The 23749-nt window shown below is 63.4% G+C and carries 23 protein-coding genes and 1 tRNA gene; 17 read left to right on the top strand and 7 right to left on the bottom strand.

Annotated features, from left to right (window positions below; all coding sequences use genetic code 11):
• Positions 1-242: 242 nt before the first annotated feature.
• Together ASE71_RS13430 and ASE71_RS13425 are read left to right on the top strand one after the other, a co-directional pair.
• Positions 243-1349 carry a DUF937 domain-containing protein gene (locus ASE71_RS13430; protein ID WP_060521421.1) on the top strand — a complete coding sequence of 369 codons (1107 nt, stop codon included), beginning with the start codon at positions 243-245 and terminating at the stop codon, positions 1347-1349.
• Positions 1350-1441: 92 nt separating this feature from the next.
• A complete protein-coding gene (locus ASE71_RS13425; RefSeq protein WP_034802641.1) occupies positions 1442-1939 on the top strand; it encodes a hypothetical protein in 498 nt (165 codons plus the stop codon).
• A gap of 430 nt (positions 1940-2369) precedes the next feature.
• On the opposite strand, the gene ASE71_RS13420 is transcribed toward ASE71_RS13425, so the two are convergent.
• A tRNA-Ser gene (locus tag ASE71_RS13420) sits at positions 2370-2459 on the bottom strand.
• A gap of 295 nt (positions 2460-2754) precedes the next feature.
• On the opposite strand from ASE71_RS13420, the gene rplU reads away from it, so the two are divergent.
• The 4 genes from rplU to ASE71_RS13400 all read left to right on the top strand — a co-directional run bounded on the left by rplU (position 2755) and on the right by ASE71_RS13400 (position 4772).
• A complete protein-coding gene (rplU, locus tag ASE71_RS13415; protein WP_034802644.1) occupies positions 2755-3129 on the top strand; it encodes a 50S ribosomal protein L21 in 375 nt (124 codons plus the stop codon).
• 33 nt (positions 3130-3162) lie between these two features.
• Positions 3163-3432 (top strand): 50S ribosomal protein L27, encoded by a 270-nt coding sequence (rpmA, locus tag ASE71_RS13410; RefSeq protein ID WP_034802646.1) that lies wholly within the window; start codon positions 3163-3165, stop codon positions 3430-3432.
• Positions 3433-3558: 126 nt separating this feature from the next.
• Positions 3559-4191 (top strand): GNAT family N-acetyltransferase, encoded by a 633-nt coding sequence (locus ASE71_RS13405; protein ID WP_060521422.1) that lies wholly within the window; start codon positions 3559-3561, stop codon positions 4189-4191.
• A complete protein-coding gene (locus ASE71_RS13400; protein ID WP_060521423.1) occupies positions 4188-4772 on the top strand; it encodes a GNAT family N-acetyltransferase in 585 nt (194 codons plus the stop codon). Before ASE71_RS13405 ends, ASE71_RS13400 begins: the two co-directional genes overlap by 4 nt.
• Positions 4773-4814: 42 nt before the next feature.
• Here the strand turns inward: ASE71_RS13400 and ASE71_RS13395 are convergent, their stop codons facing one another.
• Positions 4815-5675 carry an endonuclease/exonuclease/phosphatase family protein gene (locus ASE71_RS13395; protein ID WP_060521424.1) on the bottom strand — a complete coding sequence of 287 codons (861 nt, stop codon included), beginning with the start codon at positions 5673-5675 and terminating at the stop codon, positions 4815-4817.
• A gap of 135 nt (positions 5676-5810) precedes the next feature.
• Here ASE71_RS13395 and obgE point away from each other — a divergent pair, with 135 nt between their 5' ends.
• The 10 genes from obgE to ASE71_RS13345 all read left to right on the top strand — a co-directional run bounded on the left by obgE (position 5811) and on the right by ASE71_RS13345 (position 16085).
• Positions 5811-6833 (top strand): GTPase ObgE, encoded by a 1023-nt coding sequence (gene obgE, locus ASE71_RS13390; protein WP_060521425.1) that lies wholly within the window; start codon positions 5811-5813, stop codon positions 6831-6833.
• Position 6834: 1 nt separating this feature from the next.
• The gene (gene proB, locus ASE71_RS13385; RefSeq protein ID WP_060521426.1) at positions 6835-8004 is read left to right on the top strand and encodes a glutamate 5-kinase; all 1170 of its coding nucleotides are present in this window, start codon (positions 6835-6837) and stop codon (positions 8002-8004) included.
• Positions 7997-9280: a glutamate-5-semialdehyde dehydrogenase gene (locus ASE71_RS13380; protein ID WP_060521427.1), complete on the top strand. Its 1284-nt coding sequence runs from the start codon at positions 7997-7999 to the stop codon at positions 9278-9280. Before proB ends, ASE71_RS13380 begins: the two co-directional genes overlap by 8 nt.
• Before the next feature lie 16 nt (positions 9281-9296).
• Positions 9297-9905: a nicotinate-nucleotide adenylyltransferase gene (locus ASE71_RS13375; protein WP_113135856.1), complete on the top strand. Its 609-nt coding sequence runs from the start codon at positions 9297-9299 to the stop codon at positions 9903-9905.
• A 102-nt stretch (positions 9906-10007) separates the two neighbouring features.
• On the top strand, positions 10008-10439 hold the full coding sequence (rsfS, locus tag ASE71_RS13370) for a ribosome silencing factor (RefSeq protein WP_034802667.1): 432 nt from the start codon (positions 10008-10010) through the stop codon (positions 10437-10439).
• Positions 10440-10702: 263 nt separating this feature from the next.
• Positions 10703-11185 carry a 23S rRNA (pseudouridine(1915)-N(3))-methyltransferase RlmH gene (rlmH, locus tag ASE71_RS13365; RefSeq protein WP_060521428.1) on the top strand — a complete coding sequence of 161 codons (483 nt, stop codon included), beginning with the start codon at positions 10703-10705 and terminating at the stop codon, positions 11183-11185.
• Positions 11186-11344: 159 nt separating this feature from the next.
• Entirely contained in the window at positions 11345-12739 is a 1395-nt protein-coding gene (locus tag ASE71_RS13360) for a murein hydrolase activator EnvC family protein (protein WP_060521429.1), read from the top strand.
• On the top strand, positions 12729-14051 hold the full coding sequence (locus tag ASE71_RS13355) for a S41 family peptidase (protein WP_034802677.1): 1323 nt from the start codon (positions 12729-12731) through the stop codon (positions 14049-14051). The genes ASE71_RS13360 and ASE71_RS13355 overlap by 11 nt, the downstream gene beginning before the upstream one ends.
• Before the next feature lie 245 nt (positions 14052-14296).
• Positions 14297-15511 carry a divergent polysaccharide deacetylase family protein gene (locus tag ASE71_RS13350; protein WP_060521430.1) on the top strand — a complete coding sequence of 405 codons (1215 nt, stop codon included), beginning with the start codon at positions 14297-14299 and terminating at the stop codon, positions 15509-15511.
• Between the two features lie 52 nt (positions 15512-15563).
• Positions 15564-16085 (top strand): RNA pyrophosphohydrolase, encoded by a 522-nt coding sequence (locus tag ASE71_RS13345; RefSeq protein ID WP_034802695.1) that lies wholly within the window; start codon positions 15564-15566, stop codon positions 16083-16085.
• 76 nt (positions 16086-16161) lie between these two features.
• Here the strand turns inward: ASE71_RS13345 and bfr are convergent, their stop codons facing one another.
• From bfr to ASE71_RS36230, 5 genes are all read right to left on the bottom strand, one after another.
• Positions 16162-16653 carry a bacterioferritin gene (bfr, locus tag ASE71_RS13340; protein WP_034802698.1) on the bottom strand — a complete coding sequence of 164 codons (492 nt, stop codon included), beginning with the start codon at positions 16651-16653 and terminating at the stop codon, positions 16162-16164.
• Positions 16619-16930, bottom strand: coding sequence for a (2Fe-2S)-binding protein (locus ASE71_RS13335; protein WP_034803108.1), 312 nt, complete (start codon positions 16928-16930; stop codon positions 16619-16621). The genes bfr and ASE71_RS13335 overlap by 35 nt, the downstream gene beginning before the upstream one ends.
• 360 nt (positions 16931-17290) lie before the next feature.
• A complete protein-coding gene (locus tag ASE71_RS13330; RefSeq protein WP_060521431.1) occupies positions 17291-20659 on the bottom strand; it encodes an error-prone DNA polymerase in 3369 nt (1122 codons plus the stop codon).
• Positions 20656-22209, bottom strand: coding sequence for a DNA polymerase Y family protein (locus tag ASE71_RS13325; protein WP_244497367.1), 1554 nt, complete (start codon positions 22207-22209; stop codon positions 20656-20658). The genes ASE71_RS13330 and ASE71_RS13325 overlap by 4 nt, the downstream gene beginning before the upstream one ends.
• Positions 22124-23077, bottom strand: coding sequence for an ImuA family protein (locus ASE71_RS36230; RefSeq protein ID WP_060521433.1), 954 nt, complete (start codon positions 23075-23077; stop codon positions 22124-22126). Before ASE71_RS36230 ends, ASE71_RS13325 begins: the two co-directional genes overlap by 86 nt.
• A gap of 169 nt (positions 23078-23246) precedes the next feature.
• Here ASE71_RS36230 and ASE71_RS13315 point away from each other — a divergent pair, with 169 nt between their 5' ends.
• Positions 23247-23681, top strand: coding sequence for a metallopeptidase family protein (locus ASE71_RS13315; protein WP_034802708.1), 435 nt, complete (start codon positions 23247-23249; stop codon positions 23679-23681).
• The last annotated feature ends 68 nt before the right edge of the window (positions 23682-23749 follow it).

The following is a 23749-nucleotide window of genomic DNA, read 5'->3' as shown; positions in this document are numbered from 1 at the left end:
ACATGCTGGCGCACTAGCGCGCGTGTTCAATGCACCGCGTTCTGCCGTTTCCGCAAGTTGCCGAGAACTGGCCATTTACATCCACAAGTGCTAATATTTTTGGGCCGAAGGTTCCAGAGGAACCCGCCTCGCGGCCGACAATCAGATAAACGCGAATTGCTTGCAGCCAATTGCCGCGCCGTCGGACGACCGCTCCATGAGCGCCGTCGATGCCCGACGACATCAACGTGGAGGAAAAGCCAATGGCCAGCAATCTTGTTTCGTACATCGCGCAGATGCTTACCCCTGACATGATCGCACGCATCGCTTCGGCGCTCGGGCTCGACAGCAGCAAGGTGCAGGGCGCCGTCAGCGCCGCCATTCCCGCGGTGCTGGCGGGACTGACGGGTGTCGCCGCGCAACCGGGCGGGGCGCAGAAGATCGCCGATACCGCCAGTCAACAAGGCGGATCGCTCGACAGTCTCATCGGGATGCTTCAGGGAGGCGATCAGGCGACGCTTAGCCAGAACGGGTCACAGATCATTTCGTCAATCTTCGGGGCAAAGGACGGCAGTGCGCTTGCGAACGCCATCGGCGGGATCTCCGGCATGGACCCGCGGGCGAGCGGTTCGTTGCTGGCGACGCTTGCTCCCCTCGTGCTGGGTGGCCTTGCCCGGCAGAGCGGCGGCGATCTCAGCGCCAATGGCATCGCCGGACTGCTCGCGAGCCAGAAGGACAACATCGCGGCCGCCCTGCCCTCCGGCGCAAGAGAACTGCTTGGCGGAACAGGCTTGCTCGGCGGGCTCGGCGTTTCGGCACAGTCTGCCGCGGCCTCGGCGAGCCAGGTCGCCCGCAGCGCCGCGACAGCGGCTTCGTCCGTCGGTGGAGCCGGTCAGCGCGCAGCCGAGGCGGCGACGCCGTCCGGGTCGCGCAACTGGCTCTACTGGGTGATTGCCGTACTCGCGCTTGCAGCCGTGCTCTTCTATCTGTTCGGCAGACCGAGCGGAGAGGTCGCGCCACAGGCTGGCACGGCGGGGCAAAGCTTGACGGTCGGCGGGGTCGACATCGGCCGGCAGGTCCAGGACAGCATGGCGAGCCTGCAGACAACGCTGACCGGTGTCACGGACGCCGCCTCGGCCACGGCCGCCCTGCCGAAACTGGAGGAGATTTCAGCCGGGCTCGACAAAGTCACGGGCGCCACCGGGCAACTGTCTGCCGAACAGAAGGCAGCCCTTTCCGCGCTCGTCGGGCCAATGATGCCAACGCTCAACGGGCTTTTCGACAAGGTGCTGGCGATACCCGGCGCTTCCGACATCGTGAAACCCGCAATCGATGCATTGAAGACCAAGCTCGCCTCACTGGCGACCTGAAGAACCAGCCCAAGCATGAGCTGCCGGCCCTGCATTCCGCACGGACCGTTGGCGATTGTCATCGACGAAACCGGATAGGAAGGAAGACGGCCATGGCCGACAAATCGACATTCACCCCGGAAGAATGGACGCTGCTCCTGGAGAGCGTGATGATGGCCGGCATTGCCGTGACGGCCGCGGAGCCGAGCGGCCTCTGGGGGATGATGAAGGAAGGCATCGCCAACAGCAGCGCACTTCTGCAGGCAAAAGCCGATGCCGCAGCAAGCCCGCTCGTCAAGGCGCTGGTCGCCGACTTCGAAACCTCGGAGGGCCGGACCGCCGCTCGCGATGGGCTGCAGACGAAACTCAAGGGTGCCAAGCCGGAGGACATGAAGGCCAGATGCATTGAAACGCTGAATCAGGCCCGGACACTCGTCGAGACCAAGGCGCAGGGTGATGTCGCAGCCTTCAGCACATGGCTATACCAGATCAGCCAGAAGGTGGCGGAAGCCGCCAAGGAAGGCGGCTTCCTGGGCTTCGGCGGCGTCGCTGTCAGCGATGCTGAGAAGGCCACCTTGTCGGAGATTTCCGCGGCGCTGAAAGTCGCCTAGGCAGCTGCGTTTCGCCGCGGAAGCACGAACGTGCCGTCAGCCCGGCCGCCGACGCCCTTGCCCGGTTCGCAAGGGCATCGATGGCTATAGTTCGGCAAACCGCAATCGCTGGCGACAACGCCGCGACATCGTTGTCAGATGGGTCACCCTTTGACGCGGCGCACGACCCGCGATCGCCATATCAGGGTGGGCTATCGGAAGCGCCGGATGACCGCTGGCAAGGAGAACGATCGATCGCCCCGCCTCCGACACAACAGGAACGTGCCCGCCCCCATCCTGAAACAGATATCGAGCCTGCTGGCGATTTTGTTTCCTGGACGCCGAAGTCGAGTTGATAGAGACGCGCGTTTAAACAACGAACCCCGGAAGCTTCCGTGAACCGCCCTGAAGTCGGGCTGCTTCGCATAGCACATGGTGGTGAGATAGATTATGGCGGAGAGGGTGGGATTCGAACCCACGGTACGGTTGCCCGTACGCCGCATTTCGAGTGCGGTGCTTTCGACCACTCAGCCACCTCTCCGCTTTGCTGGTCGGCGCTTGTTCGGCGCGGTCGGGTTCATAGCGGCAGATTCGGGTGCTGGCAAGGGCCTTGTTTGAAGAATATGTAACGGCCTCGTTGCTTTCGCCTTGACACGCCTGTGCAAATCCTTGTAATCCGCGCAATGAAGTGGTGTGGCCTAGCTTCACCGCAGCGGGTGCGATTTGCGCCCATTCACCGGTGGATATCCGAAAAGGAGATCCACTCAACTGTCGACTGAGAAAAAGACGGCCTTGTCTTCGGGCAGAGAGCCGGATCGAACATGAAAGGATAAAAAATGTTCGCAGTCATCAAGACCGGCGGTAAGCAGTACCGCGTGGCCGCCAACGACGTCCTCACCATCGAAAAGCTGGAAGGCGTTGCAGGCGACAAGATCGAATTCACCGAGATCCTGATGGTCGGCGTTGGCGCCGATGCAACCATCGGTGCTCCGTTTGTCGAAGGCGCCGTTGTCAGCGCGGAAGTTGTTGAGCAGGGTCGCGCCAAGAAGGTCATCGCCTTCAAGAAGCGTCGCCGCCAGAACTCCAAGCGCTCGCGCGGTCACCGCCAGCACCAGACGACCGTCCGCATCCTGGACATCGCTGCTGCCGGTGGCAAGGCAAAGAAGGCTTCGAAGAAGTCTGAAGCTGCCGCTGAAGCCGCTGCAAACTGAGTTCAGGGATCTAAGGTTTAAAGGAGAACACCAATGGCACACAAAAAAGCTGGCGGTTCGTCGCGTAACGGTCGCGATTCTGAGTCCAAGCGCCTTGGCGTGAAGAAGTTCGGCGGCGAGAACGTCATTGCAGGCAACATTATCGTGCGCCAGCGCGGTACGAAGTGGCATCCGGGCGCCAATGTCGGCCTCGGTAAGGACCACACGATTTTTGCACTTACGGCCGGCAACGTGGACTTCCGTACGAAGGCCAATGGCCGCGTGTACGTGTCTGTAATGCCGAAAGCCGAAGCAGCGGAATAAGCCGGTAGCGCTCTAAAACAGCCGGCGTCTCATCGACCCGGCTGACGCACCTGATGGTTCCAAGCCAGACTTCAAAGGGGAGATGGGGCAATACCCAACTCCCCTTTTTCGTTTCTGGAGGAAACCATGCAAACCGAGTTGTTGAGGGAAGACCAATCCCGGTCTCCCGAGCAGAGGCTGAGGCCCCAACGGTCAAGGACCGATTGCCCGATATTGTTGTCACCCCGGCTCGTTCTGCGCGCGCCCCATGAAGACGATATCGACGCCCTTGCCCATCTTGCCAACAATGCCAATGTCGCGACCATGGTTTCGCGCATGCCGCACCCGTATACGACGGCCGATGCCGCCGACTTCGTGCGACGCGCGAAAGCCGGCACGATTGGCAAGTGCGTCTACGCGATTACCAAAGCGGACAATGGCGCATTTCTCGGTTGTTGCGGTATCGAGCCGCATCCCGATGGCAAGACGGCGGAGCTCGGCTATTGGCTGGGCGAGCCCTATTGGAACCAGGGCTATGCCACCGAGGCCACCCAGGTCCTGACCGACATGGCCTTCCGCACCCGCGACATCGACCAGATCGATGCGCGCTGCCGGGTCATGAACTTGGCATCGCGCCGGGTCATCCAGAAGTGCGGTTTCCAGTTCCAGGGCAGCGGCATGGTCGGCAGCCTGGCGCTCGGCGGCTCGATCGCCGTCGAATGGTACCGGCTCGACCGTAAGACCTGGGTCTCCTTGAGAAGCTGGGGAGGCATGCGATGAACGCGCTCGCTTCCGAACGCCAGCGGATCGTTTCCCGCCCCGGTCCCGGCCCCTGCCCGGTCATCGAGACCAAGCGCCTGGTCCTGCGCCCGCATCGGCGAAACGACGCCGAGGCGATCGCCCAGTCGCTCGGCGATTTCCAGGTGGCGCGCATGCTGGCGCGCGTTCCCGCGCCCTACGATCAGCAGGACGCGCTCGACTGGCTGACGGCGCAGACTTCAGGTTTGACGCCAGACTGGACCTTCGCCGTCACCACCGGTGACGACGTGCACATCGGCTGCGTCGGCATCGAGCTCCGCCACGGCCAATGGCATGTCGGCTACTGGCTGAACCGCTTCTACTGGGGCAAGGGCTTTGCCTCGGAGGCGACCTATGCGGCGGTCGAGCGCTTCTTCCGCCGCATGCCCGAAACGACCCTGCATTCCGGCGTCTTTGCCGACAATCCGGGATCGCTGAAGGTGCAGGAGAAGATCGGCTTCCAGATCACCGGCTGCGCCCAGGTCTATGCGCTCGCGCGCAACGCCATGGTCGCCCATATCGAGACGCGGCTGACCGCCGCCGATCTGCGCCGACCGCACTAGAGAACATCCCCGCGAAGCTCGGGCTTCGCGGGGACTTTTTTGTCATGCGAGCGTGAAACCGACAGGCAGGTGGTCGGAACCCTTGGCCTCATAGTCGGTCCAGGCATCGATGAGACGAGACGCAAGGCCGGCGCTCAAGAAACAATAGTCGAGATGCATGCGTTTTTCGGGGTTTTCGGGATGGATCCAGCTATAGCTTTCAGGCGTCAGGCGGCCGAGATGGGCAAGCGCATCGACCGGATTCTCAAGCCGCAGCGAACGGCCGTAGAAGGCGTCGCGCGAGCCCGTCATCGCGCAGTATTCCGGCGTCTCCGGCTCCATGTTGAAATCGCCCATGACGACGAAGTCCTCCGGATGCGGCGGCTCGGCCATGCCGAAATCGGCCGCCCCGGTGATCGCGCCGCCTTCGAGCGGATAACCGAGCAGCCGCTCCTTGAGATAACGGATCTGGGCAATACGCTCGGCCGGCAGCACATGATCGAGATGCACGGAATAGACCCGGAGCGGACCGTCGGGCGTTGCGATCAGCGCTTCCGTCGCCCCGCGCTGCAGGTTCATCGGGCTGATCGTGCGGGTGCGCGGCAAGGGGATGAGCCGGGTTGCAAGGATCGGCCAGCGCGACAGGATCATGTTGCCGAACTGGAAGCGCCGGCTGACGGCGCGTCCATCCTCGATCGCCGAACCGATGTCGATGTCGCAAGGCGCGTGGAAGGCCGCGAAATGGCCAGGAAACAGCTTTTCGAAGCGGGTGACGAGATCGACATGGCCGTTGCGGTGGAAGCCGCGCGTCACTTCCTGAAGCGCGATGATGTCGGTGTCCCCGATCGAGGCGGCGATACGCTCGGGATCGAAGCGGCCGTCGAGGCCGATGCCGTATTGGATGTTGTAGCTAACGAACCGCACGATATTCTTTGACCTCCGAATAAACCGCCTATATCGATGGCGGCAAATTACAGCGCCGCGCATCCTTTAGGACCTGCAAAGGTCGCTGTAACACTTTCTAAGACCGCGCACTTACACCGAACAGATGGCAGCCCAATGAAATTTCTCGACGAAACGAAAGTCTATATCCGCTCCGGCGACGGTGGCGCAGGCGCTGTCTCGTTCCGGCGCGAGAAGTTCATCGAGTTCGGCGGACCGGACGGCGGCGACGGCGGCCGTGGCGGAGACGTCTGGGTTGAGGCCGTCAACGGCCTGAACACGCTCATCGACTTCCGTTACCAACAGCACTTCAAGGCCAAGACCGGCCAGCACGGCATGGGCCGCAACCGCACCGGCGCCGGCGGCGACGACGTGACGCTGAAGGTCCCGGTCGGCACCCAGATCTTCGAGGAAGACAACGAGACGCTGATCGTCGACATGGTCGCCGAGGGCCAGCGCTATCGGCTGGCCGCCGGCGGCAATGGCGGCTTCGGCAACGCCCGCTTCAAGTCCGCGACCAACCAGGCGCCGAACTGGGCCAACCCCGGTCTCGAGGGCGACGAGAAGACGCTCTGGCTGCGGCTGAAGCTGATCGCCGATGCCGGTCTCGTCGGTCTGCCGAACGCCGGCAAGTCGACCTTCCTTGCCGCCTGCACGCGCGCTCGCCCGAAGATCGCCAACTATCCGTTCACGACGCTGCATCCCAATCTCGGCGTCGCCACCATCGACGGCAACGAGTTCATTATCGCCGACATTCCCGGCCTGATCGAAGGTGCGCATGAAGGTGTGGGCATCGGCGACCGCTTCCTCGGCCATGTCGAGCGCACGCGCGTGCTGCTGCACCTCGTCTCCGCCCAGGAGGAAGATGTCGCCAAGGCCTATAAGACGGTCAGGCACGAGCTCGAAGCCTATGGCGGCGGGCTGGAAGACAAGCCGCAGATCGTCGCACTGTCGCAGATCGACGTGCTCGACGAGGACGAGCTGAAGGTGAAAGCCAAGGCGCTGGCCAAGGCCTGCGGCGAGCAGCCCCTGCTGCTCTCTGCCGCCGTCGGCAAGGGCATGACCGAAGCGCTGCGAGCGTTGCGCAGCGTCATCGTCGCCGCCAAGGCCGGTGAAGGCTATGGCGAGGAGAACCTCTGAGATGACCAAGACCCGCAAGCCGCTTTTGAAGTATCGCCGGGTCGTCATCAAGATCGGGTCGGCATTGCTGGTCGACCGCGCCACCGGGCTGAAGAAGGCCTGGCTTGACGCCATGTGCGCCGACATCGCCGGCCTGAAGGCCAAGGGCGTCGAAGTGCTGGTCGTCTCCTCGGGCGCGATCGCGCTCGGCCGTACCGTGCTCAACCTGCCGGCAGGTGCCCTGAAGCTCGAAGAGAGCCAGGCGGCCGCCGCCGTCGGCCAGATTGCGCTCGCGCGCGCCTGGTCGGAGAGCCTTTCGACCGATGCCATCGTCGCCGGACAGGTGCTGCTGACACTCGGCGACACGGAAGAGCGCCGCCGCTACCTCAACGCCCGCGCCACCATCAACCAGCTGCTGAAGCTCGGCGCCGTGCCGATCATCAACGAGAACGATACGGTCGCGACCACAGAAATCCGCTATGGCGACAACGATCGCCTCGCCGCCCGCGTCGCCACCATGGTCGGCGCCGATTTGCTGGTGCTGCTCTCCGATATCGATGGGCTCTACACGGCCCCGCCGCATCTCGACCCGAACGCCCGCTTCCTCGAAACGATCGCCGAGATCACCCCTGAGATCGAGGCCATGGCCGGGGGTGCGGCATCCGAGCTTTCGCGCGGCGGCATGCGCACCAAGATCGATGCCGGCAAGATCGCCACGACCGCCGGCTGCGCCATGATCATCGCCTCAGGCAAGCCGAACCATCCGCTGGCAGCGATCGAGGACGGCGCCCGTTCGTCCTGGTTCGCACCATCAGGCTCGCCGGTGACCGCGCGCAAGACCTGGATTGCCGGTCAATTGCTACCAGCCGGAACGCTTGCCGTCGATGCCGGTGCCGAAGAGGCGCTGCGCTCGGGCAAGAGCCTGCTGCCGGCCGGCGTCCGTGACGTGACGGGCAGCTTCAGCCGCGGTGACACCATCGCCATTCTCGGCACCTCCGGCCGGGAGATCGCCCGTGGTCTTGCCGGCTACGATGCCGACGAAGCCCGCCAGATCGCCGGCAAGAAATCGGCCGAGATCGCCGCGATCCTCGGCTATGCCGGCCGCGCCGCCATGGTGCACCGCGACGATATGGTGATGACCGGAAAACGCGCTGAGGCCGAGGGCAGCCGGAAGGATGAAGTCCATGCTTGACGAGGTGAAAAACAAGGGCGACGTCGAGACCGTCATGCTGGAGATCGGCCGCAACGCCAAGGCCGCCAGCCGACCGCTTGCCATCGCCAGCGCCGAACGCAAGCACGCCGCCCTGATCGCCATGGCCGATGCGATCGTCGCCCGCACGGACGAGATCCTCTCGGCGAATGCGATCGACCTTGAAAACGCCCGCGAAGGCGGCGTCGCCGCCTCTTTCATCGACCGCCTGACGCTGAGCGAAGGCCGCATCCGCGACATGGCAAACGGCATTCGCGCGATTGCCGAGTTCAAGGATCCGGTCGGTGACATCATTGCCGAATGGGACCGGCCGAACGGCCTGCACATCGAGCGCGTGCGCACGCCGCTCGGCGTCATTGGCGTCATTTATGAAAGCCGGCCGAACGTGACGGCTGATGCCGGCGCGCTGTGCCTCAAGGCCGGCAACGCCGTGATCCTGCGCGGCGGCTCCGACAGCTTCCATTCCTCCGGCGCGATCCATGCCTGCCTCGTCGAAGGGCTGAAGGCCGCCGGCCTGCCGGAACATGCGATCCAGATGGTGCCGGTCTCTGACCGCGCGGCCGTCGGCGCCATGCTCTCGGGTCTTGGCGGCACGATTGATGTGATTGTACCGCGCGGGGGCAAGAGCCTCGTTGCCCGGGTGCAGAACGAAGCGCGCGTGCCGGTCTTTGCCCATCTCGAAGGCCTCTGCCACATCTATGTCGATGCCTCTGCCGATCTCGCCATGGCGGAAAAGATCGTCGTCAACGCCAAGATGCGCCGCACTGGTATCTGTGGTGCTGCCGAAACACTGCTGATCGACCGCAACGACGCCGACCGACTGGTCAAGCCGCTGCTGAACGCCCTGCTGTCAGCGGGCTGCGAAGTACGCGTCTCCGACGAGCTCTCAGGCGCGGTCGACGGCCTGAAGGAAGCGATCGACGAGGATTGGGCAACGGAATATCTCGACGCCATCATCTCGGTGAAGCTGGTCGACGGGATCGCCGGTGCGATCGAGCACATCGGGACCTGGTCGTCGGCCCACACGGAGGCCGTCATCGCCGAGGATCCCGGGGTCGTCGAGCGCTTCTTCTCGGAGATCGATTCCGCGATCTTGCTGCATAACGCCTCGACCCAGTTTGCCGATGGCGGCGAATTCGGCATGGGCGGTGAAATCGGCATCGCCACGGGCAAGATGCATGCGCGCGGACCGGTCGGCGTCGAACAGCTGACCTCTTTCAAGTATCGGGTGCGTGGTGCTGGACAGGTCAGGCCCTGAGGTGACGGCAGGCAGGGTGAACGCCCGCTACCTGCGCATGCCCCATGTCGAAGCCGGCATGGTGGTGGGCCTCTTCGGCGGGTCCTTCAACCCGCCGCATGAAGGCCATGTGCTCGTTGCCGACACGGCGATCCAACGGCTCGGGCTCGACCAGCTCTGGTGGATGGTGACCCCCGGAAATCCGCTGAAGGACCACAACAATCTGGCGCCGCTTGCCGACCGCATCGCCATGAGCGAAGCGATCGCGCACAACCCGCGCATCAAGGTGACGGCGTTCGAGAGGGCTCTGGGGCAGAGCTATACCGCCCGCACGCTCGAAATCGTGCAGGCGCGAAACCGCGACATTCGCTTCGTCTGGATCATGGGCGCCGACAACCTGAAGAGCTTCCATCGCTGGCAGAACTGGCAGAAGATCGCCCGCACTTTCCCGATCGCCGTCATCGATCGGCCGGGCTCGACGCTCGCCTATCTCTCCTCACGCATGGCGAAAACCTTCGACTATGCTCGCATCGACGAGGACGACGCGCGGCGCCTCCCCTTCCACCGCGCGCCAGCCTGGACCTTCATCCATGGACCTCGCTCATCGATGAGTTCGACGGCGCTTCGCGCCGCCGGTGGAGTATGATTTCCTGGGATTCAGTTCTGCTGTCTTGAAACAGCTACGGTTTGATGCCTACATTCATGGACGGTTCGATCTTTGTTCGAATCGGAAGTGCCTGTTCTGTTCATGTGGAAAGGAAAGACCCTGACAACAGCACACGCCAAGGGATATGCGGTTACCGCATTCCCGCGCAGCACGGGATCTAGCGACGAAGCCGCTGTCCGTGCGCTTCAACTGGTCCTCGAGAGCCTAGAGGACTCGAAGGCAGAAGACATCGTCAGCATCAACATTGCCGGAAAGTCGGCGCTGGGAGACTTCATGGTCGTTGTCTCCGGGCGATCGAACAGGCATGTGATGGCCATTGCAGATCACCTGACGACCGACCTGAAAGACGGGGGCTTTGGCAATGCCCGTGTCGAAGGTCTGGAAGGCGGTGACTGGGTGCTGATCGACACCGGTGATGTGATCGTTCACATCTTCCGACCGGAAATCCGGGAGTTCTACAACATCGAGAAGATGTGGGCGGCTCCCGAGATCGAGGACGGCACCTTGCATTGAGACCGACCGGGTCGCCGCGCAGCTGAATGCCGGACGAGCCGAGTTGCGGTCATGCATGAATGTGAAGGGCTGGCGCCGCCTTGTGCGGCGTTGTCAGCCGGATATTTGTTGCGACTGATCGTAACCTGCAGGCCCGTCAACCGGACAAGGCGCGCAACGACGCTGGAAGGCTCCAGGAACGCGGTATAAGATTCTCCTTGAATCGACCCGATTTCAGGAACTATGCAGTGCGCGTTGCAGCGCAAGCGAGGACGGACAAGGTCATGCGTATCGGACTTTTCGCAGTCGGCCGCCTCAAGGCGGGGCCGGAAAAGGATCTTGCGGCCCGTTATCTCGATCGCTTCTCCAAGGCCGGTCCGGCGATCGGGCTTGAGCTTTCCCGCGTCGTCGAAGTCAACGAAAGCCGTGCTTCGAACGCCGAGACGCGCAAGCGCGAGGAAGCCGCACAGCTCGAAAAGGCACTGGCCGAAGGCAGTCTGCTCGTGCTCTTGGACGAACGCGGCAAGGCGCTGGATTCGGAAGGCTTCTCATCGCTTCTCGGCACGTTCCGCGACAGCGGCAAGCGTGACCTGATGATCGCGATCGGTGGCGCCGATGGTCTCGATCCGAGCCTTCATGCCCGCGCCGATGCGGTGCTGAACCTTGGAAAGATGACCTGGCCGCACCAGCTCGTGCGCATCCTGATCGCCGAACAGCTCTATCGGGCCGTCACCATTCTCTCCGGCCACCCCTATCATCGGGTCTGAAGCGGCGGGGCTGCTTTTCGGGCAACCTCTCCCGGTACACGCGGCGATAACGAGAATATGCTTGGTCGTGCGCGCCAAATCAGATTAGGTTTTTTCCTCATATTTTCGGATGGACGCACGCAACGGATGACGCCCCGAGGCAGGACCAGCGTTTTCGGCATGGGAAGAGACGACGCAGGACGGCTTGCCCGTACTGCGGCGGCCTTTGCGCTTGCGCTTGCGATCGGCCTGCCGGCGAGCGCCCAGGAGGCCACGCCGCCCGCCGCCGCGACCGGTCAGGAGCAGGGCCCGCCCGACCCCGCCGCCGACCTCACGCTTCGCCGCAACAGTACGCGCAGCGAACTGGATGCGCTCTCCAAGACGATCACGCTTTCCCAGGAGCGCGCCAATGCGCTGACGGAAACCATTGCCGAAATCGACAAGACCAACGAGACGCTGCGCGCCGCAATCGTCGAGTCCGCAAAGAAACGCCAGGATCTCGAACAGCAGATCGTCGATGGCGAGAAGAAGCTGAGCGACCTTAGAACCAAGGAAGACACGGTCCGTCGCTCGCTGCGCTCACGCCGGGGCGTGCTTGCCGAGGTGCTCGCCGCCCTGCAGCGGATGGGACGCAACCCGCCGCCGGCGATCCTGGTGACCCCTGAGGATGCGCTCGGCTCCGTGCGCAGCGCCATTCTGCTTGGCGCCGTCGTGCCCGGCCTGCGCAAGGAAACCGAAAACCTGGTGGCCGACCTCAAGGCGCTCGCCGACATCCGCACCGGCATCGACCGGCAGCGCGAGGACCTGACTGCGGCAATGACCGCCAATGTCGAGGAAGAGCGCCGCATGTCGATGCTGGTTGCCGAAAAGGAAAAGCTGCGCCAGACGAGCGCCAGCGAACTTGCGGCCGAGCAGCGCAAGGCGCAGGAACTGGCCTCGCAGGCGACCAATCTCCAGGGCCTGATCGGCTCGCTCGAGGACCAGATCTCCTCCGTTCGCGAGGCTGCCGAAGCGGCGCGCGCGCAGGAGGAAGAACGCCGTCGTATGAGCGAGGCAGAGCGCGAGGCGGCGCGGGAACTCGCCCGCAATGCGGTGCCTGACAAAAACCGCATTGCGCCCGCATATGTGTTTTCGGAGCTGAGGAACAAGCTTGCCTATCCGGCCGCGGGATCGCTGTTGCGCAAATTCGGCGATGCAGACGGCACGGGGCATTCCCTGCAAGGGATCATGTTGGAAACCAATCCCGGCGCGCTGGTGACTGCGCCGTCAGATGGCTGGATCGTCTATGCAGGCAATTTCCGCAGTTATGGGCAGATGATCATTCTCAACCCGGGCGACGGCTACCACGTCGTGCTTTCGGGGATGGAGAAGGTGAGCGTTCAGACTGGGCAGTTCGTCGTCGCCGGAGAACCGCTGGCGACGATGGGCGCAAAAAGAGTGGCGAGCGCTGCGGCCTTGGCGCTGGAAACGGACCGGCCGACGCTTTACATTGAATTCCGAAAAGACGGAAAACCGGTTGATTCCCGACCATGGTGGACCGCAGCAGAGGTTGGAAAGGCGCGAAATGATACGTAGGGCTTCACTTGTTCTGGTCGGGGCGCTGATGGGCGCGACCGCGATGGGCGTGGTTTATTCGGCTGTCGTTCCGGCCGTCGCTGCCAACACCTCGACCTATCGCGAACTGGCAATCTTCGGCGACGTGTTCGAACGCGTGCGGGCGCAATACGTGACGCCGCCGCAGGACGACAAGCTGATCGAGAACGCGATCAACGGCATGCTTTCCTCGCTCGACCCGCATTCGAGCTACATGAACTCGACCGATGCCGAGGACATGCGCACCCAGACGCGCGGTGAATTCGGCGGCCTCGGCATCGAAGTGACGATGGAAGACGACCTCGTCAAGGTCACGAGCCCGATCGACGACACACCTGCGGCCCGCGCCGGCGTGCTTGCCGGCGACTTCATTTCCAAGATCGACGGTGCGGATGTTCGCGGACTGAAGCTCGAAGACGCCGTCGAAAAGATGCGCGGCGCCATCGGCACCCCGATCAAGCTGACGATCCTGCGCAAGGGCGCGGACAAGCCGATCGAACTGACGATCGTCCGCGACGTCATCGCCGTTCGTGCGGTCAAGTTCCGCACCGAAGGCGACGTCGGCTACCTGCGCGTCATATCCTTCACTGAAAAGACCTATGACGACCTGAAGAAGGGCATCGAGAAGATCAAGGCGGAAGTGCCGGCCGACAAGCTGAAGGGCTACGTGCTCGACCTGCGCCTCAACCCGGGCGGTCTGCTCGACCAGGCGATCAACGTCTCCGACGCCTTCCTGGAACGTGGCGAAGTCGTTTCGACCCGCGGCCGCAACCCGGACGAGACCCGTCGCTTCAACGCCACGCCGGGCGATCTGACCGATGGCAAGCCGGTAGTCGTGCTGGTCAACGGCGGCTCGGCCTCCGCTTCGGAAATCGTCGCCGGTGCCCTGCAGGACCTGAAGCGCGCGACCGTGCTCGGCACGCGCTCCTTCGGCAAGGGTTCGGTCCAGACGATCATCCCGCTCGGCGAAGCCGGTGCGCTGCGTCTGACGACCGCGCTCTACTACACGCCGTCGGGCAAATCGATCCAGGGCACGGGCATCACGCCTGACATCAAGGTCGAACAGCCTCTGCCGCCGGAACTGCTCGGCAAGGTCGAGGCTCAGGGCGAGTCCGATCTGCGCGGCCACATCCAGGGCCAGAGCGAGACCGACGAAGGCTCCGGCTCGGTCGCCTATGTGCCGCCGGAAGCCAAGGACGACCTGCAGCTGAACTACGCGCTCGACCTTCTGCGCGGCAAGAAGACGGACCCGTCTTTCCCGGCGAGCCCCGAGCAGGCTCAGCTGAAGAAGTAAGCCTCACAGACACGAAACGAAGCGCCGCATGTTCACCCGAACATGCGGCGCTTCGCATTTGGCCCCATGACTGGGCCGGCCGATGCACTGGTCAAGCCTTCGCCACTAAATTATAGGGTTAGCAAGCGCTGCCGCGGCCACTGATTCTTCGAAGGCATACGGCGTGCGACGGGAGAGGATCGGCACGCGTCCTGGCGCCGGCCTCGCTCTAGCGGCAACATCCCACAGCTCGACCGAGGCTTCGTTTGGGAACTGATCTCAATGCTCCGCTCGGCCAGAATCGGCGGGCCAAGCCAGTGTCGAAGCGCAATCCCCAGCGAACGCTCGGGTTTTCTCTTGCCGGCCTTTGCATCGCCGCGGTGATTGGCCTTTCCGCCTGGAACACGCTTTCGCCGGACGGTTTGCGGCGTGATTCCGCATCGCCGGTCGTAACGGCCGAGAAAGCGAAGAGCCCAGGCGACAAGGCATCCAACCCGGCCAGCGGCCAGACGGGCGTCGGCTCCGGAACGATGGCACCGGGAACAGCCTATTCCGGCGCCGATGTCGAGCGCACGCTTACCGACGACGGCTCCACCGTCACGACGTTCTCGCCGCGCAGCCGCGACGGCAAGGGACCGGCGCTCATCAATGTCGGTCCGATCCGCGGCCAGGATCCGCGCATGGCGGCGATGCCCAATGACGACCTGCTGGAAGAAAGCCCCGCCGGACGCCTGCCGATCATCGGCCCCGACGGGCTGCGGCCGCTCGATCAATATGCGCGCCCCTGGTCGGGCGCGCGCGGCACACGCATCGCACTTGTCGTCGGCGGGCTCGGCCTCAGTCAGACGGGAACCCAGAAGGCGATCCGCGACCTGCCGGGCGAGGTGACGCTCGGCTTTGCCACGGCTGGAAACAGCCTGCAGCGCTGGATGCAGGAAGCGCGCCGCAGCGGCCACGAGATCCTGTTGCAGCTTCCGATGGAGCCGTTCGACTATCCGGCCAACGATCCAGGCCCCAATGCGCTGCGCGTCGGCCTCAGCGAAAAGAAGAACCTCGCGGAACTGCACCGCAACCTCGCCGAGATCACCAATTATACCGGCGTCATGAATTATCTTGGCGGCCGCTTCCTGTCCGATGCCGATGCGCTGGAGCCGGTCATGCGCGATCTCGGCAAGCGCGGCCTGCTGTTCCTCGACGATGGCACCTCGGCGCAGTCGCTGTCCGGCAAGCTTGCCGGCGCCTTCGACGTGCCGCACGGCTTTGCCGACTTGACGCTCGACAGCGAACTCAGCCGCAACGCGATCCTGAAGAAGCTTGATGAACTCGAACGCATCGCGCGCCGCAACGGTACCGCCATTGGCGTCGCTTCTGCCTTCGACGAGAGCGTCGGCGCGATTGCCTCCTGGATCGGTGAAGCGCAGGGGCGCGGCATCGAGATCGTCGGCGTTTCCGCGCTCGTCAAGGATCCGCAACAGAACTAGCTTAAAGCCGTCCCCACGGGGCCAATGAACGTTTGCACAGAAGAGGCAGCCGATGAGCAAGGACAAGAAACTGAAGGCGGATGACCTTCCCTATCGCCCCTGTGTCGGGGTTATGGTGCTGAACCGGGCGGGCCTCGTCTGGGCCGGTCATCGTATCGCCGTCGGCAATTCCGAATATGACGGCTCGCCGCAGCAATGGCAGATGCCGCAGGGCGGCATTGACAAAGGAGAGGATCCGCTGAAGGCCGCCTATCGCGAGCTTTACGAAGAGACCGGCATGAGCACCGTCTCGCTGCTGGCCGAAGCGCCCGGCTGGATCAACTACGACCTGCCTGAACATCTGATCGGTATCGGCCTCAAGGGCAAGTATCGCGGCCAGACGCAGCGCTGGTATGCCTTCCGCTTTGAAGGCGAGGAAAACGAGATCGCCATCAACCCGCCGCCGGGCGGACACGAGCCGGAGTTCGACGCCTGGGAATGGAAGCCGATGCGCGACCTGCCGGAGCTGATCGTGCCGTTCAAGCGCAAGGTCTACGAGGAAGTGGTTGCGGCTTTCGCGCATCTGGCGCCGTGAACCGGACCTGCCCGTTCCTGAAACGACAAAGGCCGGCGATATCGCCGGCCTTTATGTTTGCAAGCTTTTACCAGGCTCAGTCGGCTTCGGCCTCGTTGGCCGGAGCGGCATTGAGCTGGCCGTATTTCTCTTCGCCGATCTTGTCGAGCAGCTCGAGCTGGGTTTCGAGGAAGTCGATATGGCCTTCCTCGTCGGCGAGCAGCTCTTCGAAGAGCTTCATGGAGACGTAGTCTCCGGCGGCATGACAGATGTCGCGGGATTTCTTGTAGGCGGTGCGGGCGTCGTATTCGCCGGCGAGATCTGCCTTCAGCACTTCCTTGACGTTCTGGCCGATGCGCAGCGGCGCGACCGTCTGCAGGTTGGGATGGCCTTCAAGGAAGATGATGCGCGCGACGAGCTTGTCGGCATGTTGCATCTCCTCGATGGATTCGGCCCGCTCCTTCTTGGCGAGAAGCGTATAGCCCCAGTCTTCGAGGAGGCGGTAGTGCAGCCAATACTGGTTGACGGCACCTAGTTCGAGATAGAGCGCTTCGTTAAGCTGCTCGATGACTTTTTTGTCGCCTTTCAAGATCCGCCCTCCGGTTGTCGTCGTGGAATTGTCTGAGGCGGGTCATGAAATCAAATATCTCTGCGTCCGTCGAGTCGCGGTGCGCGTGATATTGCTCGGTGGTGCGGATGATGATGTCGACGACATTGGGGAAACAGCCGCAGCAACGGCCGCGTTTTTCCATCGCGTGGTAGACTTTCGCCGGCACGATCAGCTGCCAACAGTCCTCGTCGAGGAGACCAATGATCGTGTCCTCGATCTCTTTTTCCGTGATGAAATTGCAGCTGCAAACCAGCATGTCGTCTCGCCTGTCGTACGCAACGCCCTGTATCAGCGCATAAAGCAAAACAGGACATTTAGTGTCAACTAAAAACTCCGCGAGCGGAAGTTGCGGGTGGATTAGAACGACTCTAAACTTGACAGAAAACTTCGCCTTTTCAGAATTTTAGAGATCCCTGAGCGACGGGCCTTGCAAACCCTGAATGGGTCATGAGGCGCACAGCCTGCGACATTTTTACACACCGCCGGTCGCGACGGCGGGAAACCCTGCCCATAACCTGCGCCGGAAGCATTCTATGGAATCCCTCCGACGTATCTGGCAGTCCCTTCCCCAAAACCGCCCCACACAATCGGGAGACAGCAAAGCCGGGTCGGGCTTTCAATGGAAATTGCGCCCCTTCGGCATCACGTCGGCCACCTCGGCTGTCGCTCGATCCGGGTTGCTGGAACTGCTGCAGGAATGGCGGGGGATCGGTAGGCGCTGGTCGCCTTGCGCCCGCTTCATGCGCGCGTCGCCGGTCGGTCTCAGTGCCTCATCGGCACGCTCGCTTGCGCCGAACCGCCGCGCTTCCTTGCGCAACAACCCGAGCATCGGCGTGATATCCTCGATGTGCTCGGCGACCACATGGATGACGCTGCTTTCGCGCTGCAGCCGGCCGCGGATCTTCACGAGACGCGCACCCATGACCACCGGCCGATAGGTCGCAAACACCTTCGGCCAGACGATCGCATTGGCAACACCGGTCTCGTCCTCGATCGTCATGAAGATGACGCCCTTGGCCGAACCCGGACGCTGGCGGACGAGCACCAGCCCGGCAACGGTCACCCGCCGCCCGACCGGAGCGGTCGCAAGCATGCGGCTCTGGACGATCCCTTGCGCGGCAAGCGTGTCTCGGAGGAAGGAGACCGGATGCGCCTTCAGCGAGAAGGAGAGATAACGATAGTCGTTGATCACCTGCTCGCCTGCCAGCATCTCCGGCAGGATCATCGCGGGCTCCGGCCGCAACTCCTCTCTCGCAGCCCCCTCGAAAAGCGGCAGCCGCTCGGCCGCACTTTTTTCGTCGAGCGCCTTCACCGCCCAGAGCGCCTTGCGCCGATCGAACCCGATCGAGCGGAAGGCATCCGCATCCGCAAGCCTTTCGAGCGCGGAACGGGAGAGGCCGGAGCGCAGCCAGAGATCACGAACCGACCCGTAACCTGCGCCCCGGTTGGCGACGAGCTTATCTTCGAGTTCCCTTTGGTTCAGCCCCTTGATCGAATTGAAGCCGAGGCGCATCGCCTTCGTCGTCCTGATGACGTCCTCCATCTCGCGGTGGCGCGGCTCGATGGCGTTGCGATCCAGACCCCCGTCTTCGAGATCGGCATCCCAGACCGAGTGGTTGATATCGACAGGCAGCACCCGGACCCCATGCTCGCGCGCATCGCGCACCAATTGCCCGGGCGCATAAAAGCCCATCGGCTGCGAATTCAGGAGCGCCGCGCAGAAGACATCCGGATAATAGGTCTTGAGCCAGGAGGAGACATAGACGAGCAGCGCGAAGGACGCGGCATGGCTCTCGGGAAAGCCATACTCGCCGAAACCTTCGATCTGCTTGAAGCAACGCTCGGCAAAATCGCGCGGATAGTCGTTCCTGACCATGCCTTCGATCATCTTTTCGTGGAAGGTATGGATGGTGCCGGTGCGCTTGAAGGTCGCCATGGCCCGGCGCAACTGGTCAGCCTCGCCGGGCGAGAAGCCTGCGGCAGTAATCGCGATCTGCATCGCCTGCTCCTGGAACAACGGCACGCCCAGCGTTCGCTTCAGCACGGCCTCCAGTTCAGGACTTGGATATTCGATGGGAATTTTTTTATCCCGCTGCTCCCGCCGCTTCAGATAGGGATGCACCATGTTGCCCTGGATCGGCCCGGGCCGGACGATCGCCACCTCGATGACGAGATCGTAGAAGATGCGCGGCTTCAGCCTTGGCAGCATGCTCATCTGCGCCCGGCTCTCGATCTGGAAGACGCCGATCGTATCGGCGCGACAGATCATGTCGTAGACGTCTTTCTGGTCATCCTTGAAGAGCTGATGCAGCGTTTTCTGCTCGTTGTAATGCCGGTCGAGAAGCTTGAAGGCACGGGCGATGCAGGTCAGCATGCCGAGCGCCAGTACATCGATCTTCAGGATCTTCAGCGTGTCGAGGTCGTCCTTGTCCCACTCGATCATGTAGCGGTCGGGCATTGCCGTATTCATGATCGGCACCACCTCGTCGAGCCGGTCGCGGGTCATCACGAAGCCGCCGACATGCTGGGAAAGATGGCGCGGGAAACTCATCAGCTCGGTGGCGTAATCGAGCACCTTCACCGTCGTCGGATCCTTCGTATCGAGCCCGGCCGCCTGCGCCTCGCGCTCCGAGAGATCGGCGACCGACCAGCCCCAGACGGAACCGGCAAGCGCCGATTGCACGTCTTCTGAGAACCCGAAGGCCTTGGCGGTCTCTCGGCCGGCCGAGCGCGCCCGGTAGCTGATGACGGCGGCCGTCAGTCCCGCATGCTCCTTGCCGTAGGTGCGGTAGATATGCTGGATCACCTCTTCCCGCTTCTCATGCTCGAAATCGACGTCGATATCCGGCGGCTCGTCCCGTTCGGTCGAAAGGAAGCGATCGAAGAGCAGGGTGGTCTTAAGTGGATTTACCTCGGTGATGCCAAGGCAATAGCAGACGGTGGAATTCGCCGCCGACCCGCGGCCCTGGCACAGGATGTCGGCGCCGCGCGCGAACTGCATGATGTTGCGCACTGTCAGGAAGTAGGGCTCGTAGCGTTTCTCTGCGATCAGGCCGAGTTCGTATTCGATCTGCCTGGAAACCTGTTCGGAAATTCCTTCGGGATAACGCTCGCGCGCGCCCTCCATCGTCAGCCGCCGCAGCGTCTGCGTCGGTGTTTCGCCCGGAATGCTCTCATCCGGATATTGATATTCGAGATCCGACAGCGAGAACTTCAGACGCCCAAAGAAATGCCCGGTATTGGCGATCGCTTCCGGATAGTCGCGGAAGATGCGGACCATTTCGGCGGGCGTCTTCAGATGCCGCTCGGCATTGGCATGGAGCCGATAGCCTGCGGTCGCGATCGTCACATGCTCGCGGATGGCGGTGACGACATCGGCAAGCGGCCGGCGGCCGGCGGCATGAAACAGCGGACTGTTGGTGGCGACGAGCCTGACCGACGCATGGCGGGCAATGGTTGCAAGCCCGGCAAAGGCGAACTGATCGAAGCCATCGTAACGCGGCACCAGCGCCAGGTAGAGCCGATCGGCGAAATGCGGTTTCAGTCGCTTGAGAAAATCGGCAAGCAGGGTTGCCTCCGGCGCGCCGATGACAGGACCCGGCAGCACCGCGAGAAGCAAATCCTCGCCCCATTCCATGAGATCGGTCTCGTAGAGCGTGCAGGTGCCCTTCTTGGCGCGCAGGTTTCCGGCGCTCAGCATTCGACAGAGATTGCCCCAGCCGCGGCGGTTTAAGGGATAGGCGAGCACGTCGGGCAGGTCTTCGGCAAAGGTGAGCCGCGCACCGGGCTGGAAGGCCGACTTCTCCACCTTGGCCTGCGCATGGGCGCGCACCACGCCGGCGACCGTGTTGCGATCGGCAATGCCGAGGCCGCCAATACCGAGGCGGCTCGCCGCAACGACCATCTCACCCGGATGGGAAGCGCCTTCTAGGAAGGAGAAATTCGACCAGGCACCGATCTCGAAATAGGGGGTAGCGTCGCTCATGCGAAGACTCCATGCATGAACCAGCGCGGCGGGGCGCTCGCGCCATAATGACCCTCGCGAAACAGCCAGAACCGCCGGCCGCTATCGTCCTCCACCCGGAAATAATCACGCTCCAGCGCCGGCTCGCCATCAAGCCACCATTCGCCGGCGATCCGCTCCGGCCCCTCAGCGCGCGCGATACGGTGCAATGTGCGCCGCCAGCGAAAGCTTCTCGGCGGCCCCTCCGGCACTTCGGCCACCGCCTCCACCGGCTCGGGACTTGGAAAGAGCCGCTGCGGCCGGGCGGCGGCAGCAAGCAGGGGCGCCGGGATGTTGTTACCCGGTTCCTCAGCCTTGCCGATCAGCGCCAGGTCCGTGAGCGGCCGGAAGCTTGCCGCCCGCTCCGGCACATGGCTTTCCGAGAGCGCCGGCACCATGAGGCTTTCTGCGCCGAAGCGCGCCATGACCCGGTCGGCAAAGGCGGCAAGCGGACGCTCGCGATCCGGCGTGCCGGAGAAATCCTCCTGCATCACCTCGTATTTTTCGCTCTTCGGCACCGAAAGCCTGAGAATTTCGAAGCCGAAGCCGGCATCGAGATCTTCGTGCACCGCCTGCAGGCGTTCGCGGAAGAGACCGGCGACGCGACGCGGCTCGTTGAGCGGCGAGGACGTGCCGGCGGCGATGCGAAAGACCGCACCGTCGACGCGGAAAAGCAGCAGTTCGAACAGGCGCCCGCCCTCGCCGCGCTTCTCCAGTTCCGGTTTCAGCCGCAACGCCAGTTCTTCCGTCAGGCCCAAAATATCGTCTTCACCCTGGACCGGCTCGCCGAGACGGCGTTCGACCGAAAGGGCAGCGACGGGCAACCGTGGCGACAGCGGCTCGTCCTCGCGCCCGAGCGCCTGGTCGAGACGCAGAAGCAGGGTTGCGCCGAACCGGCGGGCGAGCGGTGCGCGCGGCGCCTCGATCAGGTCGCCGATCTGCTTGAGCCCGACCCGGCCGAGTGTTTCGATCGTTTCCTGCGGCAGCCGCAGCGCCGCCATCGGCAAGGGTGCCAGCGCCCGCGCCGCCTCGTCCTCGGCAAGGATAGCGTCGGAGCCGAAACGCGCCACCGCCCAGGAGAGCCCGGCGGACGAAGAGATCGCCGCCCGGGCCTCGACCCCCAGATGGAAAAGGCGAGCGAGCAGATCGTCGAGCAGCGCTTTTTCCCCGCCGAGAAGATGGGCGCAGCCGGTAATGTCGAGAAAGAGGCCGCTGTCGCCATCGAGCGCGACGAGCGGCGTGTAGCGGCAACACCAGTCCGCCAGCCCTGCAAGCAGCGCCCGGTCGGCGGCGGGATCGGCCGGCAGCACGTCGATCTCGGGACACATGGCCCGCGCCTCGGCGACACCCTGGCCGATATGAAACCCACGCCTTTCAGCGAAACCATCGAGCGCAACGAGACGCATTGCGCTCTTCACCTTGTCGGCGAAGACGACGGGCGGATGCTCAGGACGCCCGCGGGAAAGCCACGAGTTCCCCCAGCGCTTGCGCGCGACCCGATCGGCCGGAAGATGCGGAAAGGCGAGCGACAGAATGCGCTGGTTCTGGATCTGCCGCAGCAGCGGCTGGTAGGGGCTCGACGGGGTAAAGGCGGCGGTCATGGGGGTTCCACTCCAGGAAGAAGCCGAGCGGCGCAGGAGCCCTGCTCTTCTCGGCAATGACGTGAAAGACGGGATGGCCGATGCTGCCGCGAAGCATCGATCCATCCGGTAGCGGTCGCTCGCGCGCCGGCGCTGGCTCGACGAGGAAGCGGAAGAAGGCGCTGCTCGCCTCCTCGTGTCCGGATTGGCGCAGAAGCAGAAGGGGGACATGGCCAGCGCGCGAGCGCACATGCAGGCGTCGGCTCTCGCTGAGTGCCAGGGCAGCCGGGTTGCCGCGAATTTCAAGGATGACGGCACAGAAGCTCGGCACGGAAAGCGCGGCCTCGGCGATCCAGAGCGCATCCTTTATCGTGCGTGGCAGGCTGAAGACGAGGCCGCGGACATCGAGACCAAAGGCCTTCAGGCCCAGCCCATAGGGCATGCCCGCCTCGGTGGAAGCCATCGACTGGCTGATCCAGAGAACGGGGGCGGCCGGCTCGCCCTTTTCAAGCCGCGCCCGTTGACAGAGCACGCTGAGTGCTGCGGCAAAACCGGCGGCTGCACCGGCATCGCGCGTCTCGGCATTGCGGATTTCCGTCATGCCTTCGAGCGGCAGGCCGCCTTCGAGAAGGTCGTCCAGATCGGGAACGCCGAGCGCCAGCGCCTTGCGGCCAGGCTCGTCTTCTTCCCGTTGACGGAAGCCGCCGGGATCGGCCGCCTTGGCGGCGCGCACGACGCCCGGAAGCCGACGGTTTTCGATCCTGGCTATGGTTTCTCGGAGCGAAAGTACCGTCTCCCGCTGCACGGCTGTGTCGGCCATGACGGTCAACTCCCATCAGAATGTTCATGTTATGTTCTATTAGATTCCAGAGCTTCCTAAATGAGTCAACAGCCAATTCTAAGAATTTATTCCTGTCCCTGTGGTCAAGGAATTCAACACTCGAAAAACAAAGGCAAAATCGCTATATGGAGGGCAACAAGGAGTGCCTATGGCCCGCATTGACCAGACCGATGATTGGCGGGAACGCCACGCACCGACGCTTACCACTTTCGAGCAGCTTGCGCTGGAGGCCTATGGCCACCTGCCGCAGGAATTCCGCCAGCTGACGACCGACCTTATCATCGAAGTTGCCGACTTCCCGAGCGACGACGTTTTCGAGGACATGGCGCTGGAAACGCCTTTCGACCTGCTCGGCCTCTTCGAAGGCCGCGGCATCAGCGAACGCTTCACCATGGAAACCGGCCAGTTTCCGAACCGCATCACCCTCTACCGCCGCCCGATCATCGACTATTGGGCCGAGAACGAGGAGACGCTGGGCGACATCATCACCCACGTGCTGATCCACGAGATCGGCCACCATTTCGGCCTCTCCGACGACGACATGGAACGGATCGAGGCCAGCGTCGAGCACGTCGGCGGCTGACACTTCATTTGCCTATCATCGCGCGGTGAGGACCGCCCCTCATCCGCGCGGTGAGGAAGCCCCTCATC

This window comes from Ensifer sp. Root954 (assembly GCF_001429005.1).
Lineage (GTDB): Bacteria > Pseudomonadota > Alphaproteobacteria > Rhizobiales > Rhizobiaceae > Ensifer > Ensifer adhaerens.
Note: the sequence above shows the minus strand (reverse complement) of the source record. Positions and strands in the feature narration are given on the sequence as shown.

Bases quoted from the DNA above. Each gene is read 5' to 3' on its own strand.
- ASE71_RS13430 (WP_060521421.1), top strand. From the start codon at position 243: ATGGCCAGCAATCTTGTTTCGTACATCGCGCAGATGCTTACCCCTGAC.
- rpmA (WP_034802646.1), top strand. From the start codon at position 3,163: ATGGCACACAAAAAAGCTGGCGGTTCGTCGCGTAACGGTCGCGATTCT.
- ASE71_RS13380 (WP_060521427.1), top strand. From the start codon at position 7,997: ATGCTTGACGAGGTGAAAAACAAGGGCGACGTCGAGACCGTCATGCTG.
- ASE71_RS13335 (WP_034803108.1), bottom strand. From the start codon at position 16,930: ATGCTGGTTTGCAGCTGCAATTTCATCACGGAAAAAGAGATCGAGGAC.
- rsfS (WP_034802667.1), top strand. From the start codon at position 10,008: ATGTGGAAAGGAAAGACCCTGACAACAGCACACGCCAAGGGATATGCG.
- rlmH (WP_060521428.1), top strand. From the start codon at position 10,703: ATGCGTATCGGACTTTTCGCAGTCGGCCGCCTCAAGGCGGGGCCGGAA.
- proB (WP_060521426.1), top strand. From the start codon at position 6,835: ATGACCAAGACCCGCAAGCCGCTTTTGAAGTATCGCCGGGTCGTCATC.
- ASE71_RS13425 (WP_034802641.1), top strand. From the start codon at position 1,442: ATGGCCGACAAATCGACATTCACCCCGGAAGAATGGACGCTGCTCCTG.
- ASE71_RS13315 (WP_034802708.1), top strand. From the start codon at position 23,247: ATGGCCCGCATTGACCAGACCGATGATTGGCGGGAACGCCACGCACCG.
- ASE71_RS13360 (WP_060521429.1), top strand. From the start codon at position 11,345: ATGGGAAGAGACGACGCAGGACGGCTTGCCCGTACTGCGGCGGCCTTT.
- ASE71_RS13330 (WP_060521431.1), bottom strand. From the start codon at position 20,659: ATGAGCGACGCTACCCCCTATTTCGAGATCGGTGCCTGGTCGAATTTC.
- rplU (WP_034802644.1), top strand. From the start codon at position 2,755: ATGTTCGCAGTCATCAAGACCGGCGGTAAGCAGTACCGCGTGGCCGCC.
- ASE71_RS36230 (WP_060521433.1), bottom strand. From the start codon at position 23,077: ATGGCCGACACAGCCGTGCAGCGGGAGACGGTACTTTCGCTCCGAGAA.
- ASE71_RS13400 (WP_060521423.1), top strand. From the start codon at position 4,188: ATGAACGCGCTCGCTTCCGAACGCCAGCGGATCGTTTCCCGCCCCGGT.
- obgE (WP_060521425.1), top strand. From the start codon at position 5,811: ATGAAATTTCTCGACGAAACGAAAGTCTATATCCGCTCCGGCGACGGT.
- ASE71_RS13355 (WP_034802677.1), top strand. From the start codon at position 12,729: ATGATACGTAGGGCTTCACTTGTTCTGGTCGGGGCGCTGATGGGCGCG.
- ASE71_RS13345 (WP_034802695.1), top strand. From the start codon at position 15,564: ATGAGCAAGGACAAGAAACTGAAGGCGGATGACCTTCCCTATCGCCCC.
- ASE71_RS13405 (WP_060521422.1), top strand. From the start codon at position 3,559: ATGCAAACCGAGTTGTTGAGGGAAGACCAATCCCGGTCTCCCGAGCAG.